The following is a 17220-nucleotide window of genomic DNA, read 5'->3' on the forward strand; positions in this document are numbered from 1 at the left end:
TTACCGCGTGACCTTTTTATACAACTGGTGTTGCATTAGCTGGTTGCGCGCGGGGTCATAAAAGGCATAATTAGCAATATTTGTGACGCCGTCGGGAATCGCGTAGTCACTTACATTCCCCTTAGCAGGACACTGAATCAACAAAGTCATTCCCTTATCAAACAAAATTCCATTCGTACTACTGTAGTAATGATTTTGCGGGTCAACCGATATGACCGCCAAGCTGTCGCACCTTTTAAAAGCACAATATCCAATATTTGTTACGCCCGATGGGATCGTAATGAAGATTAGGCTACTGCATTGATAAAACGCGGTGTCCCCAATGCTGTAAACATTTGTGCCGATCGAGATATTTGTCAGGCCACAGTAGTAAAAGGCATTAGCACCAATTGTGGTAGCGTTAGTGCCAATTATGACATTGGAAAGATTTTGGCAACTATAGAATGCTCCATCTTCAATTCTGGTTACACTGTTGGGGACCACATAGGTACCTCCTTTTCCGCCTGGATACTGAATGAGAGTAGTTTTGTTAGAATTAAACAAAACACCATTCGTGCTGCTATAACGGCTATTGACTGCATTGACCGTTATTGTGACAAGCTGCCCGCAATCTGCAAAAGCATATGGCCCAATATAATTAACATTGCTAGATATTTGGACAGAAGGACCAATGCCGTAGCAACTTTTAAAGGATCGATCCCCAATATTTGTGACACTATTTGGGATCTGCACTTGAGCTAAGCCGGGACAGTAATAGAACGCATCATTTCCGATCGTTGAAACGTTGCTACCAAATGTAACGTTTGTCAAATTGTAACAGGTAGAGAATGCACTATTACCAATTCTGACAACACTACTCGGGATCGTCACACTTGTAAGTGAGGTCTTGTATTGAAATGATGAATCCCCGATGCAAGAAACCGTCAATCCGTTGATCTTATTCGTGATAGTCACGGCAGTATTTGTACCAATGTACCCCGTGATCGTGATTGATCCATTATTGGTTATGTAAGTGTAGTCCGGGGTTATTGCCGATGATGTAACTGCACACAAGACCAGTACACACAACATCCAATTCATCCGGGCTCCTTTAAAGAATATTGATAACTTTTTCTGAGTCACGATGACAAAAAGGTATCGCTAAATCAAGTCGAAGAAGTCAAGCCATATAACGCGAAATTCAGGACATGTGAAAATCTAGGGCTGCAGCGCCACTCCCGGAACCGCTACCGGTGGTCGACGTCGTGCCTCCAGTCTCCGAGGTGGCAGAGCCTGTGTTTGAAAATCCGGTGCCACCGCCGGAAATACCCGTGCCCATTTACGCGCCAGCCAACTCGAATATAAACCAATAAACTGCGTATTGTGCACAATGTTCGGGATGGCAGTTTGAAGCCGGTCTTACAATTTAACCGCTTTGCCACTTTCGGCGGATTGGTTGGCCGCCACCGTGACCGCCAATGTCTTGAGGCCATCCTCATAGGATGACTTGATCCCGGACCGGTCGCCGGTCTTGACAGCATCAATAAATGCCCGGCTTTCCAGGGCGAGCGCTTTCTCACCTGAGGCGATCTCGATTTTCTTGTTTTCAGGCAGTTCTATGGTCACGTTGCACTCTGCCCCGGAGAACCGGGCACAAAGATCCACCCCGTAGGCGGTCAGGCCAACGCCGCCCCCGACATTGGGGATAACCGAGCAATAGATATTCCCGACCGCGCCGTTCTTAAAAACCAGCTGCACCATCATCGAATCGTCGATGGTGAAATAGGCGGGCCGCGCCGCCTTAACCCCCCGTTGCGCCACCGCATAAACACTCTGCACATCACCAAACAGATAGCGGGCCAGGTCCACCGCATGCGTGGCCTGCTCCAGGAACTGGCCACCGGATAAATGCTTCCTCACCCACCAACCGTCCGAACCGTCCCACATACCCAGCAGCCAGCCGCCTTGCAACAGCACCGGTTTCTGCACCTGGAACAGCTCCCGGACCGTATTGACCGAGGCACGATAGCGACTCATATATCCGACCGAGGTGAGGAGGTTCTTTTTCTCCACCCTTTTGGCGATCTTTTCGGCAAACCGGAGATCCAGGGCGACAGGCTTCTCCACAAAAAACGGAATATTATGTTTCAGCGCCGCGAGTTCTGCCGGGCCATGGGCGAAAGGCGGCAACAGGATGAATAGGGCATCGGGCCGCGCCTCCTTAATCATCGACTCGGCATCGGCATAGACTTTACCCTGCCCGCCGCAAAGATCCCGCAGCCCCGCCGCCGCTTTTTCGGACGGGTTGCACCAACCCGTAAATTCAACATCCGGGAAGTCCTTCAACCCTTGTTCAAGATGCGCTTTCGCGATTTTTCCCGCCCCGATAAATCCAAGTTTTACTTTCCCCATGATTCCCCCTCTCCTTGGCGGAAAGCCGCTTAAATCCGGTCGGGCGTCTCGATCCCAAGTAACTTCAAGCCCTGGCGCAGCAGCTTCGCCACGACTGAACACAGGCGCACCCGGCTCTCGCGCACCCCTTCCGGGGCCTTGAGGAACGGTACATTCTGGTAGAAGGTGCTATAGGCGGAGGCTAATTCATAGAGATAGTCGGCCAGAATGCTGGGCTTATAGCTGTCGGCCGCCCGCACCACGGCTTCGGGAAATCTCAGGATCATGATCGCCAGGACCCGCTCAATGGGTTCCCCCAGGAGAATCGGGAATTTCGTCAGATCATGGCCCGGATACAGATCACGATATTTGTCCTGAACACTGGCAATCCGCGCATAGGCATACTGGAGGTAGGGCGCGGAATTTCCATCCAAAGCCAACGCCTTCTCCCAGGTGAAGGTGACCAGACTCTGGGGATTCTGACTCAGGTCCGTATACTTGACCGCCCCGATCCCGGCAGCACGCGCAATGTTCGCCTGACGATCCTCCGGCATCTCGGGACTGGACTCCTTGACGACAGCCAGCGCACGGGCCTCCGCCTCGTCCAGATACTTCTCCAGCTTGATGACATTCCCCTGGCGGGTGGAGAAGGTCCCTTCGGGCAACCGCATCAGCCCGAACCAGACATGTTCCAGATGGGTCTTGCAGCCCAACTTGCGCGCCACCGCAAACACCTGCCGGAAGTGGTTCTGCTGACGCTCGTCCGTCACATAAATAATCTTATCGGGATGAAACTCTTCAATCCGGCTCTGGATGGTGGCCAGATCGGTCGTGGCATAATTAAATCCGCCATCGGTTTTTTTCACGATGCAGGGCGGTAATTTCTCATCATCCAGGAAGGCCACCAGGGCCCCGTCACTCTCGCGGGCCAAGCCCTGGTCCAACAAGGCCTGAACCACACCCGGCAGGCGGTCATTGTAATAGCTCTCGCCCCGCATGAGATCAAATTCGACATCCAGTCGCTTATAGATGTGGGCAAATTCCTTGAGGCTCAATTCCACGAATTGCTGCCAGAGCCGGCGGTTTTCAGGATCTCCCGCCTGAAGCTTGACCAGTTCCTGGCGGGCCTGGGCCATCCACGTCTCATCCTGCTTGGACTGCTCGTAACTCTTGACATAAACCCGTTCAAGCTCCTCGATAGGGGCCGCTTCAAGCGCGACAGGATCAGCGAAATGGCGATAGCCCATGATCATGATCCCGAACTGCGTCCCCCAATCCCCCAGATGATTATCCGAAATCACCTTATAGCCGAGAAACCGGTGCAGGCGATCCAGGGCATTTCCAATCACCGTGGAGCGGATGTGCCCGATATGCATCGGCTTCGCCACATTGGGGCTGGAGTAATCCAGAATCACCGTTTTACCCGAACCCAATTGCGGGGTCCCCAAGAGCGGATCGTTCCCGGCCACATCCACCTTGCGGGCCAGCCAATCCTGATTCAGCGTGATATTGATAAAGCCAGGCCCGGCGATCTCGAGTTTCGCCACGGCCTCGATCGGGGGAGCCAGTTTGACCACAGCATCGGCAATCTGGCGTGGATTCTTTTTCAGACGTTTGGCAAAACCCATCGAATGGTTGCACTGATAGTCGCCAAATTCAGCACTGGTCGTGGCGACCACCCCGATGGCCTCCCATCCCTCAGTAATTTCCGGCAGGGCCCGTTGAAAGGCGTCCCGCATCCAGTCCGAAAGCAATTGTTCAATCGTTGTCATAAGTCAATTCAAGCCCCACGGATCAATTTCAGGAGTTCGTCCCGGCGCACTTCCATCATGGCCTTCGTTTTGGACTCCAGATTCAACCGGACCAGCGGCTCGGTGTTGGAGCAACGCACATTGAACCACCAGTCCGCATACTCAACCGTAATGCCATCCAGCTCAAGAAGCTTGCCATCGGGGTACCTCTTGCGGATCGCGTCCAGCACCGCCTGGGCACTATGCACTTCCGAATTGATCTCACCACTGGCGAAGTAACGTTGGATCGGCTTGATCAGCTCCGACAGGGGCTTCCCGGTCTTGGTGATGACATTGGCGATATAAAGCACCGCCATGGCGGAACTTTCCGTCGTATAATTATCCCGGAAATAATAGTGACCGGACAACTCCCCGGCAAAGATCGCCTTGTTATCGCGCATCTGCTGCTTGATAAAGGCGTGCCCCACCCGGCTCATCATGGGCGTCCCCCCGCTGGCTTCGATGGTTTCCTTGACGGCCCAGCTGCTGCGCAGGTCATAGAAGATCACGCCTTTTTCCTTTTCCAGCACGCTGGTGGCGATCAGGGCCGTAATGATGTCCATGGGCACAATATCGCCCTTCTCATCAACAAATCCGGCGCGATCGGCGTCTCCGTCAAAGGCGACCCCGAAATCAAATTTTCCGTGCCGCACCGTTTCCTGAAGCACTTCCATCGTTTCCGTATTCAGGGGATTGGCCTCATGATTCGGGAAGGTCCCATCCAGGGTATCGAAAATCCGTTTGATCCCGACGATCCCTTCCAGACATCGGGCCTCCAGGATGCCCATGGAGTTGGCGAAGTCGACCGCGATCGTCACCGGACGCCGGAGGTCAGCGACCTTTTGAACATGCTTAATATAGGCTGGGACAATGTCATGCGAGGTGACCACACCGGGACGTGCGGCGGGTGCCGCAAAGCCCTTGCTGAGCACCAGTTGCTCAACCTCCTTGATGCCCGTGGCCCCGCTGATGGGAATCCCCTGTTCCCGGCACAGCTTGAATCCGTTCCATTCCCCGGGATTATGCGAGGCCGTGATCATGATGCTGGCATCAGCCCCGAGCGAGCCATTGGCGTAATACGACATCGGGGTCGAACACATGCCGATGTTAATCACATCCGCCCCCTGCATCGTGATGCCCTCGCAGAGCGCCTTGAAAAGCGGAATGGAATGCGGGCGCATGTCATACCCGATCACCACTTTTTTGCATTTCAGAAAGGTGACAAAGGCGCGCCCGATGTCCTTGGCCAGAGCCTCGGTCAATTGCGAACCATAGATGCCCCGGATATCATATGCCTTGAAAATGCCCGCCATATCCACCTCGCCTTACCTGCTTGCGTTTAAAATGAAAACGGGACGCTGTAAAGCGTCCCGTGTCTTAACCTTTACCAACCAATGCTCACGCGGCCTTTTTGGTCGTCGTCTTCTTGGCGGGGGCCTTCTTGGCCGGAACCGTGGATTTCTTGACGGCAGACGTGCTGCCCGCTTTGACGGCCGGCTTGACAGGGGCTTTGGCCGCATCGGCCTTGACTTGCGCCTGCTTGGCGGCGTCATCCGCTTTCTTGCGCATTTCTTCCTGCAAGCGAAGCTGGTGCTGACGGGTCCATTCCATAGCGGTCTGGCGAAGTTTTTCAACCTCATCCATTTTGCGCAGGGTGTCCTGCTTCAGCTGCTCGGACTCCTGGCGCATCTGGGCCATATCCGTCTTGAGAGTGTCGACTTCCTTGCGGCGGCTCGAGGCCATGACCGAGGCGATGATAGCCCAAATGGTAACAAATACGACCAACAGTGACAAAAGCATTACAGTGGTGTTTTTCGGCTCACGCAGTGATTCATTTTCCATCATACTTACTCCTCGTTTATTTACTTCCCCGTTATTCACGGATGTGGTTTCGCAAAAAAATCAGAAGCGAATATGCAGGATTACCCCGCGGAAAACAAGTAGTTTTTTAAAAAGGGAGGGAATTCAAACTTTGAATTAATTTTCACTCTATGCCAGATTGCCGACATGACCGTTACGGATACCTCTTTGAAATTGGGAATCGATGTACTTCTTGATCAGCATCAGGAGTGGCTGACAGGAAAACGCGTGGGTCTGGTGAGTCATACCGCCGCCATCGACCACGCGGGCACCACCTCGGCAGAAAAACTGCGCGGGAGCCCGGGGGTAAACCTGTCCGCCTTGTTTGGCCCTGAGCACGGCTTCAGGGGCCTCGCGGCTGCGGGGGATCACACGGAGGATGAGTCGCATTCCGAATGGCAGATCCCCATCTATTCGTTATACGGCAGCACCCGGAAACCGACGAGAGAGATGCTTGAGGGACTGGATATGCTGGTGGTGGAGTTCCAGGATCTAGGTGCCCGGCCCTACACCTACGTATCCACCTTGGCTCTGGTGTTGGAGGCTGCCAGTGAAGCCCATATCCCCGTGATCATCGCCGACCGCCCCGTCCCGCTCCCGCTCAGTGTAGATGGGCCTGTCACTGAAAGCCGATTCAGGAGTTTTGTCGCCGCACTCCCCCTGCCTATGCAGTACGGTATGACGCCCGCCGAGACCGCCTTATGGATCCAGCATCAGTCGAGCCCGGATCTGGACCTGATGATTGCCCCCATGCAGGGCTATGCCTGCGAAGGCGAGCGGCGCCCCTCTTGGCCCCCTTGGGCCCCCCCCTCCCCGCGCATCCAGTCATGGGAATCCGCCTGCCTGTTCACCTGCACCGTCTTCGGGGAGGCCCTGCCCGCATTGGACTATGGGTCAGGCACCGCACAGGCCTTTCAACTCATTGGTGCCCCCTGGCTGGACCGGAAACGGCTCCTCGCGCAACTTGAGGGAAGCGGCCTTCCGGGTATCCAGTTTGAGCCTGCGGATTATCAAGCCCAGTCCGGCCTTTATCAGGGGACGAAGATCGCCGGCTTGAAGCTGGTGATTACCGATCACGCCGCCTTCCGCCCGCTGGCCACTGGCGTCACGCTCCTGGACGCCATCATCAGGCTCTATGGTGCGGAACCTCTGTGGACCGCTCCCGGCACCAGGCCGGAATGGTTCGATAGCCTGTTTGGCACGGATCAGGTCCGACTGGCCCTGCAGGCCGGTATTTCCGCCACAGACATCATTGCCCAATGGCAACCCGCTCTCGCCGAATACAAACACACACGCGCGCCCCGGCTCCTGTATGGGGCGCGATAATAGGAATTATTCTGTAAATCCTGCCTATCCATGTTAAAACCCTGAAAAAATGAAAACACCTCAGAAAGCCATCATTCTCGCGGCCGGATTCGGCTCACGGCTCCTCCCCCTCACCCTGCTCAAGCCCAAGCCGTTATTTCCCTTGTGGGGAAAGCCCATACTGGGACACACCCTGGAATTATTGCACCGCTGGGGCGTGCGCGACGTGCTGGTCAATGCCCATCATCATGCCGATCAAATCCTGGCTTACCTCCAAACCAACCCGGTACCCGGCCTCAAATACCAGCTCTCGTATGAACCCGACATTCTGGGTACCGGCGGGGTCCTGGCAAAGGCGCGCTGGTTTCTGGATGACCAGCCGTTCTGGATGATCAATGCCGATGTCATGGCCGAGCTGGACGGACGTCCCTTGATCACGGCCTTTCAGAAACAGTCCGCGATTGCCTCCCTGTGGCTCCACCCTGAACGGGGGCCCCGGACGGTTGAGCACCGGAACGGCCTGATCAGTGTCTTTAAAAGCCCGCTCGCCAGAACCGAGGGCACCGCCACCTTCTGCGGCTTGCAACTCCTCTCGCCCCGCATCCTGAAATTTCTCCCCGAATCTGGGTTTGCCAGTATTGTCGACGCCTATGAAAACGCCCTGATTGCCGGCGAACCGATCGCCGGAGTGGTTGTCCCCCACGCCTACTGGGCCGACATCGGCTCCCCGGAGGCCTATCTGACCACCCATCGTGAAATGCTGGAGTTGCCACGTTGGAAGAAATGCCGGTCACCAGACGGCCGGATTGTGGCCGCCGGGACGGGCACCCGCATTCACCCAAAGGCAAACGTCGACCGGTCCGTTCTCTGGGATCACGTCACCCTCCTCCCTGGCGCCTGCGTTAAGGACGCCATTGTCACAGATGGCGTGACCCTGAACCGCCCGGCCTCCTATATGGCCCTCCCTGCCGCGGATTTACCCGATCCCGTCATCCGCCGGACCCTCACACAACTCAACTGGGACCCCGGACAGACCACCGTTCTCCCGCTCCCGCCACGGGGCTCCGCGCGCACCTTTACCCGGCTGATCTCAGGAACACCCGGCACCACCCAAAGCGCCATTCTGGTGCGCTACAGTCTTGAGCGTCCTGAAAACGGCTTATATACCCATCACGCCCAATTTCTGGCAAAACACGGCGTCAGCGTTCCTGCGGTGCTGATCGATTGGCCGGATCAAAAAATCTGTGTTCTGGAAGATGTTGGCGAAAACAGCCTGGACCAACTCATGCCCGGCCTGACGAGAGCGAAATGCCTCACCCTCTATAAGCAGACGTTGGACACCGTGGCCCGCCTGCATGATCAGGCCACACGCGCCGCCGTGCGTCATCCCATCACCTTATCCCCCCCCTTCACCCGGCATCTCTATGAATGGGAACAGGCCTTGTTCTGTGACCAATTCCTGCGGCGCCATCTACCGGTGAGCGAGGCCCAATGCCAGGAAATCCGCCGGGAGCTATCGAGTCTGATCCCCGCCCAGGTGCGGGCCCCGCGCGTCATTGTGCATCGCGACTTGCAGTCCAGCAACGTCCTGCTCAACAAGGGTAAGATTTTCCTGATCGATTTCCAGGGAATGCGCCTTGGGACGGCCGCCTACGACCTGGCCTCGCTCCTGTGCGATCCGTACGTCAATCTTCCCGACGAGGTCCGGGATGAACTTCTCGACTATTATCTGGGCCTGATCCCCAATGGAAAATCGGTGCAGGCTCTTTTCTGGATTGCCGCCGTGGAGCGCTTATCCCAGGCATTGGGCGCCTTCGGCCGGCTGGGGGCCGCCCCCGCCACCTCGTATTTCCTCAAACATATCCCCTCCGGAATCAACCAGCTCACAAACGCCCTGCGCCATGTCCCGGGCCTCCCCACCCTTAAAGCGTGTCTGCACGCCACAGGCTGATGTTGACAGGCGGGATCAGCATGGGCTATTTCGGCAGTCCAACCGGGCGGGCTTTCCAGATGGTTTACAGGGAGGGGAATTATAGCGGAGCAAAGGTGGCAGCCGACGTCCCCGGCGGCTGATTGACGGCCAGGACGCAGAATCGTTCGTCGGGACGTCGAACGCCACCTTGCTGAAGTCGAAATGGGGTGTAATTGGGGAAAATTATCGTTGGGTATCTCTTTCCCTCGCCGGGATCCTGCTGGTTCAGGCTGGCGAGAATGCCAGGGTCTTTTGTTTTGGCTTTCCGGGCACTGGTTTCGACAGAGCGAAACCCTCCATTCGGCTTCTTTACCTATTTTCCCGTCCCCAGGATTCATCTTGACGCATAACGTTATGCGTTATACCCTTGACGCATGCTAGAAAGTTTCGCGTGTAGGGAAACAGAGTCGATCTTCCATCGCGAGTATTCGCGAAGGTTGCCTACAGATATTCAAAAGACAGCCTTGCGGAAATTGCGGATGCTGAACCGCAGTATAAATATTGAAGATCTCCGTGTTCCACCGGGAAACCGACTGGAAGCCCTCTCCGGAAACCGTAAGGGACAACATAGCATAAGGATTAATGATCAATGGCGGATCTGTTTCGTCTGGCGCAATGGCAACGCATATGACGTTGAGGTCGTAGACTATCACAAGGGGTAAGACATGAAAAAAATTCCGACAATACATCCGGGCGAAATTCTGCAAGAGGAGTTCCTTAAGCCTTTGAACATCAGTCAAAATCGACTTGGCGCCGAACTCGGGGTTTCCCCCCGCCGGATCAATGAAATCGTTCACGGCAAGCGCTCTATTACGGCCGATACCGCTCTGCGGTTGTCCAGGTTCTTTGGTAACTCTGCCAGCTTCTGGCTGGGCCTCCAGATGGACTATGACCTCGATATTGCCGGCGATGCGCTCGCCTCACGGATTACCAGAGAAGTCCATCAACTGGCCGTTGCCTGAATGAATTGGGCCTTCGTGATCTTCGTGTGGTTCTGTTCAAAACTCTTTTCCGTTGCCCGGACGCCCCGAATGCCTTCACTCTTGCCATTGCGATCCTGTTTTGACATTATTTTTTCGCAATTTTTTTCTTCCACGTTTGTGATATCGACCTAAAGGAATTTTATGAGCAGTCATACGACAGGAGTAGTCATCGTTGGTTTCGGGGGCATGGGGACACAGCATTCGGAAATGATGGCCAGCGTCACCGGCCTCACCTTGCTGGGCACCTTTGATATCAAGGCCGAGCGACAGGCGGCCGCCGTTAAAAAAGGATTGAAGGCGTATCCCAGCCTGGCGGCCGTTCTGGCTGACCCGGCGGTGACCATTGTGTTGATCGCCACACCCAATCATGTGCATAAGGACATTGCGATTCAAGCGATGCGCGCGGGCAAGCATGTGATCTGCGAAAAGCCGGTCTGTCTCAACAGCCTCGAACTGGCTGAAATCCTGGCCGTGGCCGCCGAAACCGGCAAGGTCTTCCAAGTTCATCAGAACCGCCGGTGGGACGAGGATTTCCTGGTCGTTAAAAAAATCTATGATGAAAAGCTCATTGGCGAGGTCTTCCACATCGAAACCCGGGTGCAGGGTTCACGCGGCATACCGGGCGATTGGCGCCGGCTGGCCACACAGGGCGGCGGAATGATGCTCGACTGGGGCGTACACCTGCTCGACCGGATCTGCCTCATGATCCATGGCCGGATCACCCAGGTGTTCTGCAAGCTGAACTTTCCGACAGGCGAGGAGGTCGACGAAGGCTTTCATGTGTTTTTGACCTTTGAACACGGCAAAACCGTGATGGTGGAAGTCGGCACCCGCAATTTCCTGAGCCTGCCCCTCTGGTACGTCAGCGGGACCACCGGCACAGCGGTCATTGAGGATTGGTCACTCAAAGGCAAAATCATGAAACTCCAGAGTTTCGAGGACATGGACGCCAAGCCGATTGTGGCCGGTGCCGGATTGACGAAAACCATGGCGCCCCGGTTTGATACCACGACCACCGAAGAGCCTTTGCCCCGCGTCAAAGCGGATGTCCGTGATTTCTACCGCAATGTCATGGCGGTCATTGAGGGACGGGCCCAACCCGCGGTCAAGAATGCCGAAGTCATGCGGGTGATGAAGCTGATGGAGGCGTGCATGCTATCCAATAAATCTGGACAAGTGGTTCAATTTGAATAGCATGATGACGTGCTCTAGGTTGCATTAATGATTACATGTCAGTCAGCTTAATTGCAGGAGAACTACATCATGAAAACGCACCTGTTCATTCCAGCCCTGTTGGCCTTGTTCACGCTTACCAGTTCCGCCGCGCCCCTTCGGATCGCACTCTTGGAATTCAATGACGAAACGGGGGCGCGCCCCGAGTCCTCGATGATCGGGCCGATCAACACCGCCGCCCTGGCGGCGAAGGGAATCGACCTGACTGCCAGGCAGCTGATGGAGCAGAAGGGCTTCATTTTAATCGACCGCCGGGATTTCATTGAGAAGCTCCAGAAATCGACCCCGCGTGAATTGCTGGAAGGGCAACCTCGCCCGGCCTACATCCAGGCGGCGCAATTGCTGGGCGCGTCTTCCATGTTGCGCGGAAGCCTTTCAAGTTTCTCGACCCGCAAGGAACTGTACAACATGGAGGGCTCGAAAATCGAGCTCACCAAACTCTCCCTGCGCATCACGCTGCGGGCGTTGGACGTGGTGGACGGCGCGGTCATCAGCATTGCCGAGGGGGTTGCCGACCAATCATTCCGGCAAACCGCGTCCCAACAGACCCAACTGGGGGAAGAGGATCTGCTGAAGTTGATGGAAGTCGCCATTAACCAGGCCGTGCCCAAATTGACGGCCGCCTTAATCAAACACGGGGAAACGGAAGCCCGTCCGAAAACGCGGCTCACCATCGATAGCACTGACAACCCGGCCCTGGTTGAAGTGGATGGCATTTTAGTGGGCGTCACCCCCCTGACCGGACTCGAGGTCTATCAGGGAGACCATACGCTCACCGTCAGTCGCCCGGGTTACACCACGATGTCAAAACGCATTCTCATGAACAATAAACTCCAGATCAATGTCCCCATGCTCCGGACTGACATCACCGTGGAAGAGCGGGTGAAAATTTTGGACAAAGCCCAGCTCAAGGTGTATCTCACCGATGGCAAGCCCGACATTCTGGTTCAGGAAATAAAGGATTAATCCCTGCCGCCGGGCAACGGGGGTTACCTCAGTTGCTCAAGGGCGTGTTTCAACTTAAGGCAGGCGGGTTTGGCCTGCTCATAGATTTTCTCCGCCTTATAGAACTCCAGGATATCGATATCAATGAGTTCCGGCGTGATGTAGAGATCCGGTTGGACCTGCCTCAACTTCTCGGTGATGATCGATTTCTGCATGATGTCAAAGGTGCCAAGTACCACCCGGAACAAGCTGGGCATGTGGCGCCGGGGCGAATGCTGCTCACCCATCACATTGATAGCGACCACCAGGTCGCAGTCATCAAGCAGATCAAAAGGAACCGGATTGACGCTCCCCCCATCAATCAAAATCCGGCCATCGCGCCGAACGGGCGTAAAGACCCCGGGGATCGCCATGCTGGCCTTGACGGCATCCAGCAGTTCCCCGGATTTGATCACCACCTGCTCACTTGAATAAAAATCGGTTGCGACCACGTTGAGGGGAATGCGCAAGTCTTCGAACCGACTGACACGCATCGCCTCATAGAGGAAATCAATAAACTTGTCCCCTTTCAAAAGCCCCCCATGCCCGAATTCCACATCGAGAAACTGAAGCCATTTAAAGGAACCTTTTCGCTGCAAGACCTTGCGGAAGGATTCATCCGGGGATTTCAGCATACTATGCACCCCAGCGCGGATTTCAGCGCCGGAGATCCCCGAGGCATACAGGGCCCCCATCACGGCCCCGATGCTGGTTCCCGCAATGCGATGGGGCCGGATTCCCAGCTCGTCGAACACTTCCAACATGGGAATATGCGCCAACCCGCGCGCACCGCCCCCACCCAATGCCAAGCCGATTTTTTTCATAGGGCCAGCAGTTCCTGTTTCAGCGTTTCATAGCGGCGGGTCAGGCGGGTGCCCATCTGGGATTCACGGTGATCAAACCCGAAGGCACGGCGTTTGACCGCCAGAACGGGGGGGGCTTGAATACGTTTGGCAACCCCCAGCCCCTGATACTGGGTCCACCATCGCTCCAGGTCGGCGATAAATGCGGTGGCGGAGGGAAACAGGTCGCTCACTTTGCCGGGATAGGCAATACACGCTTCCAGGGTTCCTGCCTTGTACCATTCCAGGATCTCCTCAGGCGTCACGCGGTTCCACTCTTCCACCCACGCCCGGAACAGGCGGTCATGGTAAGGGTAGATCAGGGGATCCCCCTTCCCTTCGTCCACCGCCTGCGCGGGACTCAACTCGGCGGAAGGCATGACCGTAAAGGCCCCCTCAGGGATCACGGGGCGTCCATAGACTTCCGCATTCAGATAGCGACCGAGGGCATAGACCTCCCCTTTCCAGAGGTCGGCAATGTTGGCGAGATACCCGCCCAGATCGCCATAGAGCGTGGTATAGCCCACCGTCATCTCCGACTTGTTGGCATTGCAGGTAAACACCCCGCCGAACGCCGCCGCCACGGCGGCCAGAATCCGGCCGGACCGGTCGCGCGCCTGGACATTCTCCATCAGGAAATCAGTCACAGCCCATGCGCGGCGCCCCTCCGGCCATTGCACCTCGATCTCAGTCAACTGGGCCCGGGTAAGGCGGACACTTTCCTCAATGGGAATTTCCACATAGCCACACCCGAGATTCCCGGCCAGTTCGCGCGCCAGGGAAATGGTGGTGGGGGAATTGAACCGGCTGGGCATATTGACGAGCAACAGTCGCTCGGGCGGCAGAATGCGACCATACAGGGCGGCCACCACAGCGGAGTCGATCCCGCCCGAGGCGCCCACCACCACCCGCTCCACCCCGCAGGTCTTCATGAACCGCTCGGTCCCGTACCGGATGGCCTCATACAGCATGGCCACATCATCCTCACGGGGCACGATCGGAGTGCCAAAGGCCTGCTGCCCGCCCGTGGGAAGCGCGAAATCCATGACGCCCGCGGCAAAAGGGGCCAGCGGTTCAACACTGTTCCCCTGACCATCATAGATGCAGGAAGCCCCGTCAAACGTGAACACCGTCTTCCCGTTGTTCTGCAGTCCGGTAGTATTGACGTAGATCAGGGGCCGCTCCATCCTGGCCGCAGCAGCCGCAAAAACCCGGTTGCGTTTGTTATTCTTATTGAAGGTAAACGGCGAACAACTCGCGTTCACCACAAAATCCACGCCGTGCTCCGCCAGCAATCCCAAAGGGGATACCGCATAATCACTATCCCAGGCATCCTCACAAAGCACCGCGCCCATCCGGCCACACGCGGTGTTCACCGGGGCAATCAAGGCACTGAGCGGCTTTCCCAACTCACACGCCAGCTTCCGGGTATCATGGAAATAACGACTATCGTCGAACTCCCGGTAATTGGGCATCAGGGTTTTGATGACAAAAGGGTAAGGTCCATCCACCGGACCGATAAAGCGTCCCGACTCAGCAACAAACAACGCATTATACTTACGGGTCCGGCCGTCCTCATTCTTCAGGTGCCAGTCGAGTCCGACATTGCCGAACACCACCGTCAGTCCCGCGGAGGCCGCCGCCCGGATTTCATCGCCACAGGCCTCGCATTCCCGCAGGAACGCCGCCCGCTCCCATTCATCCCCAAGCAGATAACCGGGAATGGCCATTTCAGGAAAAACAAGAAGCTGACGACCGGCCTGCTTGGCCGCGGCAATCTCAGCCAGCATCGTGACCGTATTCTCCCGGGGCCGTCCGGGGAGAACTTCCATCTGGACCAATCTGACTTGGATGTTACGCATAGAGACCATCAATATCAAAATGACTCACCACTAGCCTGCCGCTGAATTATCTACAGCAACTCGCCACTCATGTCACGCCAGTTAAACGGTCAGACTCGAATGGCGCTAACTTAAAAGCCTTTTCTGACTCATAATCTTAATCGTACTCATAATCCTTTTAAGCCGATCGCCTGAGCCACAACTGCAGGAAAATGATCAAGCGAGATGGCCGGCGTCGCGGGGTCACAGGAAGAAAGCCGCAGGTCATCCGGGGCAAGGGAGCATCCGGTAAAAGGCATGACGACGTCTTCCACCTTGTCTCCAACCCGCTGTTTCGCCCCCTGAAATCCAAACCTGGCGGCCGGATGACCCGAGCACGAATTCAGGCAACCGGAAATCCGGATATCATCGGTGATCCTGCGCAGCCACGTCATCTTCTCCGGTGTATCCGCAGGCAGAAGCCGATCCAGATGTTCAGCCAGGGTGTCGGCCAGCGCAGGAGCCGGCAGAACCCCGATTTTACATACCGCGGAACCGACACAAGTGGCGATGTGCCCTTTGAATGAGCGCAGCGTCAAATCCACTCCCGGGAAATCACTGATGAGCCGGCGGTATAAATCCGGTAAGGCGGCGGCGCACACCGGCCCGATCAGCAGGTCCTGACTCGGCATCAGGCGCAGGAATCTGCCGCCGGAGTCCTCCGCCAGTTTAGCCAGACCCCGGCAGTGTTCCGGCGTCAGATTTCCATAAGGGACATAAAGCCGGACCGTAGACTGCCCGGGCCCGAAGCGGGTCAGTCCTACGGCATGATGCGTCCAGACCTCATAGCCGGCGTCCTGGACCTTTTGAACGGAAGCGGCCACCGGCCTGCCAGCCAATGCGGAATAGTCGGGAGCCGGCAATAACACGGGAGGGGCCCAGACCGTTTGCTCAAAATAGAAATGGAACAGGCGGGCGAACGTCTCGGCTCCCCTGCGTTTTAAGATAAAACGGATCCGGGCCTGATTCCGGTTCGTGCGATCACCGTGGTCGCTGAAGAAATGAAGCATTGCCAGGGTACACCGGATAAACTGGTCGTGTGGCAGAAAATCGAACAGTTTGATGCCCACGTCGCTTTCCCGCCCCATGCCCCCACCCCCATAGACCGCAAACCCGCGACGCCCGCCTGAGGTAACCGCCAGAAACCCCAGATCCTGAGCCGCGGCAGTGAAGGCCTCGGTCGGTTTGGTAAACATTCCGATTTTGAATTTTCGCGGGAGCAGAAAGGCCTCCGGCCGGGCGGCCAGGGCCAGATGAATGGCCTTGGCATAAGGCAGGACATCGAACCCCTCGTCGGGTGCCAGTCCGCTGTCCGCCGAAATGAGAATGTTCCGATAGGTATTACCGCCCCCACCCTTGAAAGGGAGTCCCAGTTCGTGGCATGCCCGAAGGGTGCTGATGATGTTCCCCACGGACACATCGTGGAGTTGGATGGCCTGTCGACTGGATAGGTGCGCCCGCGGGATCTGGTTACGCTCCATTACCCCGGCCAGTCCGGCCAGGGTGGCGGACTCAAGATGGCCGCCGGTCAATCTTACGCGCAGCATGAACAGGCCGTTTCGTTGTTCGTAGATCCCGGAAGGAGCCAGAACCGGTTTCAACTGATTACCAGTCAGAGCACCCGCCTGATAGGTAGCGATGGCCAGAGCGAGCCCGCCATAAGGATCCTCTTGTCCGTCACACGGAAATGTCTTCATGGGAATGGATTATGATAGGTATTCAGGGAAAAGCACATCAAATCTCGCCTTAACCGATGAGGCTCTATTTGATCAAGGCAGACGCATCTAACTATTCAGCAGAATCAAGATAATCAGACGGAATTTGCGGAATGGTTGAAATGGTCAAACAACCCTTTGCGGGTACATCCCTATGTTTTGGCTCCCGCTGTGGGGCGGATGTCCCCATCCGCCTTGTTGCTCGTTGGGCTCACAGACAGGCGGATGAGGACATCCGCCCCACAACTCAGTGAGGCACGCACCCCCTGCTTCAGTCTTCAAAACA

Annotated in this window: 14 protein-coding genes; 6 read left to right on the plus strand and 8 right to left on the minus strand. The window is 56.2% G+C overall.

Features of this window, described 5'->3' with window-relative positions; genetic code table 11:
• The 5 genes from WCS52_08365 to WCS52_08385 form a co-directional block, all read right to left on the minus strand.
• Complete coding sequence (locus WCS52_08365; GenBank protein ID MEI6167195.1) at positions 1-1080, minus strand: leucine-rich repeat domain-containing protein; 1080 nt, start codon at positions 1078-1080, stop codon at positions 1-3.
• A gap of 318 nt (positions 1081-1398) precedes the next feature.
• Positions 1399-2391, minus strand: a complete 993-nt coding sequence (locus tag WCS52_08370; protein ID MEI6167196.1) for a Gfo/Idh/MocA family oxidoreductase — start codon at positions 2389-2391, stop codon at positions 1399-1401.
• Between the two features lie 29 nt (positions 2392-2420).
• Positions 2421-4142, minus strand: a complete 1722-nt coding sequence (gene argS, locus WCS52_08375) for an arginine--tRNA ligase (GenBank protein ID MEI6167197.1) — start codon at positions 4140-4142, stop codon at positions 2421-2423.
• An 8-nt stretch (positions 4143-4150) separates the two neighbouring features.
• A complete protein-coding gene (locus WCS52_08380; protein ID MEI6167198.1) occupies positions 4151-5473 on the minus strand; it encodes a phosphomannomutase/phosphoglucomutase in 1323 nt (440 codons plus the stop codon).
• An 85-nt stretch (positions 5474-5558) separates the two neighbouring features.
• Positions 5559-6005 (minus strand): hypothetical protein, encoded by a 447-nt coding sequence (locus tag WCS52_08385; protein ID MEI6167199.1) that lies wholly within the window; start codon positions 6003-6005, stop codon positions 5559-5561.
• 183 nt (positions 6006-6188) lie between these two features.
• On the opposite strand from WCS52_08385, the gene WCS52_08390 reads away from it, so the two are divergent.
• From WCS52_08390 to WCS52_08415, 6 genes are all read left to right on the plus strand, one after another.
• Positions 6189-7346 (plus strand): DUF1343 domain-containing protein, encoded by a 1158-nt coding sequence (locus tag WCS52_08390; protein MEI6167200.1) that lies wholly within the window; start codon positions 6189-6191, stop codon positions 7344-7346.
• A 49-nt stretch (positions 7347-7395) separates the two neighbouring features.
• Positions 7396-9276 (plus strand): sugar phosphate nucleotidyltransferase, encoded by a 1881-nt coding sequence (locus WCS52_08395; protein ID MEI6167201.1) that lies wholly within the window; start codon positions 7396-7398, stop codon positions 9274-9276.
• A gap of 395 nt (positions 9277-9671) precedes the next feature.
• Complete coding sequence (locus WCS52_08400) at positions 9672-9959, plus strand: type II toxin-antitoxin system RelE/ParE family toxin (protein MEI6167202.1); 288 nt, start codon at positions 9672-9674, stop codon at positions 9957-9959.
• Positions 9960-9962: 3 nt separating this feature from the next.
• Positions 9963-10259 carry a HigA family addiction module antitoxin gene (locus WCS52_08405; protein ID MEI6167203.1) on the plus strand — a complete coding sequence of 99 codons (297 nt, stop codon included), beginning with the start codon at positions 9963-9965 and terminating at the stop codon, positions 10257-10259.
• A 162-nt stretch (positions 10260-10421) separates the two neighbouring features.
• Positions 10422-11474 carry a Gfo/Idh/MocA family oxidoreductase gene (locus WCS52_08410; GenBank protein ID MEI6167204.1) on the plus strand — a complete coding sequence of 351 codons (1053 nt, stop codon included), beginning with the start codon at positions 10422-10424 and terminating at the stop codon, positions 11472-11474.
• Between the two features lie 69 nt (positions 11475-11543).
• Positions 11544-12479, plus strand: coding sequence for a PEGA domain-containing protein (locus WCS52_08415; GenBank protein ID MEI6167205.1), 936 nt, complete (start codon positions 11544-11546; stop codon positions 12477-12479).
• Between the two features lie 23 nt (positions 12480-12502).
• Here WCS52_08415 and WCS52_08420 read toward each other — a convergent pair whose 3' ends face one another.
• The 3 genes from WCS52_08420 to WCS52_08430 form a co-directional block, all read right to left on the minus strand.
• Entirely contained in the window at positions 12503-13321 is an 819-nt protein-coding gene (locus tag WCS52_08420) for a patatin-like phospholipase family protein (GenBank protein ID MEI6167206.1), read from the minus strand.
• Positions 13318-15201, minus strand: a complete 1884-nt coding sequence (gene nadE, locus WCS52_08425) for an NAD(+) synthase (protein MEI6167207.1) — start codon at positions 15199-15201, stop codon at positions 13318-13320. The genes WCS52_08420 and nadE overlap by 4 nt, the downstream gene beginning before the upstream one ends.
• A 146-nt stretch (positions 15202-15347) precedes the next feature.
• Positions 15348-16916, minus strand: a complete 1569-nt coding sequence (locus tag WCS52_08430) for a nitrite/sulfite reductase (GenBank protein MEI6167208.1) — start codon at positions 16914-16916, stop codon at positions 15348-15350.
• Positions 16917-17220: the final 304 nt, after the last annotated feature.

The sequence above is a fragment of the bacterium genome, assembly GCA_037128595.1.
In the GTDB taxonomy this organism is placed as follows: Bacteria; Verrucomicrobiota; Kiritimatiellia; order CAIKKV01; family CAITUY01; genus JAABPW01.

Bases quoted from the DNA above. Each gene is read 5' to 3' on its own strand.
- WCS52_08365 (MEI6167195.1), bottom strand. From the start codon at position 1,080: ATGAATTGGATGTTGTGTGTACTGGTCTTGTGTGCAGTTACATCATCG.
- WCS52_08370 (MEI6167196.1), bottom strand. From the start codon at position 2,391: ATGGGGAAAGTAAAACTTGGATTTATCGGGGCGGGAAAAATCGCGAAA.
- argS (MEI6167197.1), bottom strand. From the start codon at position 4,142: ATGACAACGATTGAACAATTGCTTTCGGACTGGATGCGGGACGCCTTT.
- WCS52_08380 (MEI6167198.1), bottom strand. From the start codon at position 5,473: ATGGCGGGCATTTTCAAGGCATATGATATCCGGGGCATCTATGGTTCG.
- WCS52_08385 (MEI6167199.1), bottom strand. From the start codon at position 6,005: ATGATGGAAAATGAATCACTGCGTGAGCCGAAAAACACCACTGTAATG.
- WCS52_08395 (MEI6167201.1), top strand. From the start codon at position 7,396: ATGAAAACACCTCAGAAAGCCATCATTCTCGCGGCCGGATTCGGCTCA.
- WCS52_08400 (MEI6167202.1), top strand. From the start codon at position 9,672: ATGCTAGAAAGTTTCGCGTGTAGGGAAACAGAGTCGATCTTCCATCGC.
- WCS52_08405 (MEI6167203.1), top strand. From the start codon at position 9,963: ATGAAAAAAATTCCGACAATACATCCGGGCGAAATTCTGCAAGAGGAG.
- WCS52_08410 (MEI6167204.1), top strand. From the start codon at position 10,422: ATGAGCAGTCATACGACAGGAGTAGTCATCGTTGGTTTCGGGGGCATG.
- WCS52_08415 (MEI6167205.1), top strand. From the start codon at position 11,544: ATGAAAACGCACCTGTTCATTCCAGCCCTGTTGGCCTTGTTCACGCTT.
- WCS52_08420 (MEI6167206.1), bottom strand. From the start codon at position 13,321: ATGAAAAAAATCGGCTTGGCATTGGGTGGGGGCGGTGCGCGCGGGTTG.
- nadE (MEI6167207.1), bottom strand. From the start codon at position 15,201: ATGCGTAACATCCAAGTCAGATTGGTCCAGATGGAAGTTCTCCCCGGA.
- WCS52_08430 (MEI6167208.1), bottom strand. From the start codon at position 16,916: ATGAAGACATTTCCGTGTGACGGACAAGAGGATCCTTATGGCGGGCTC.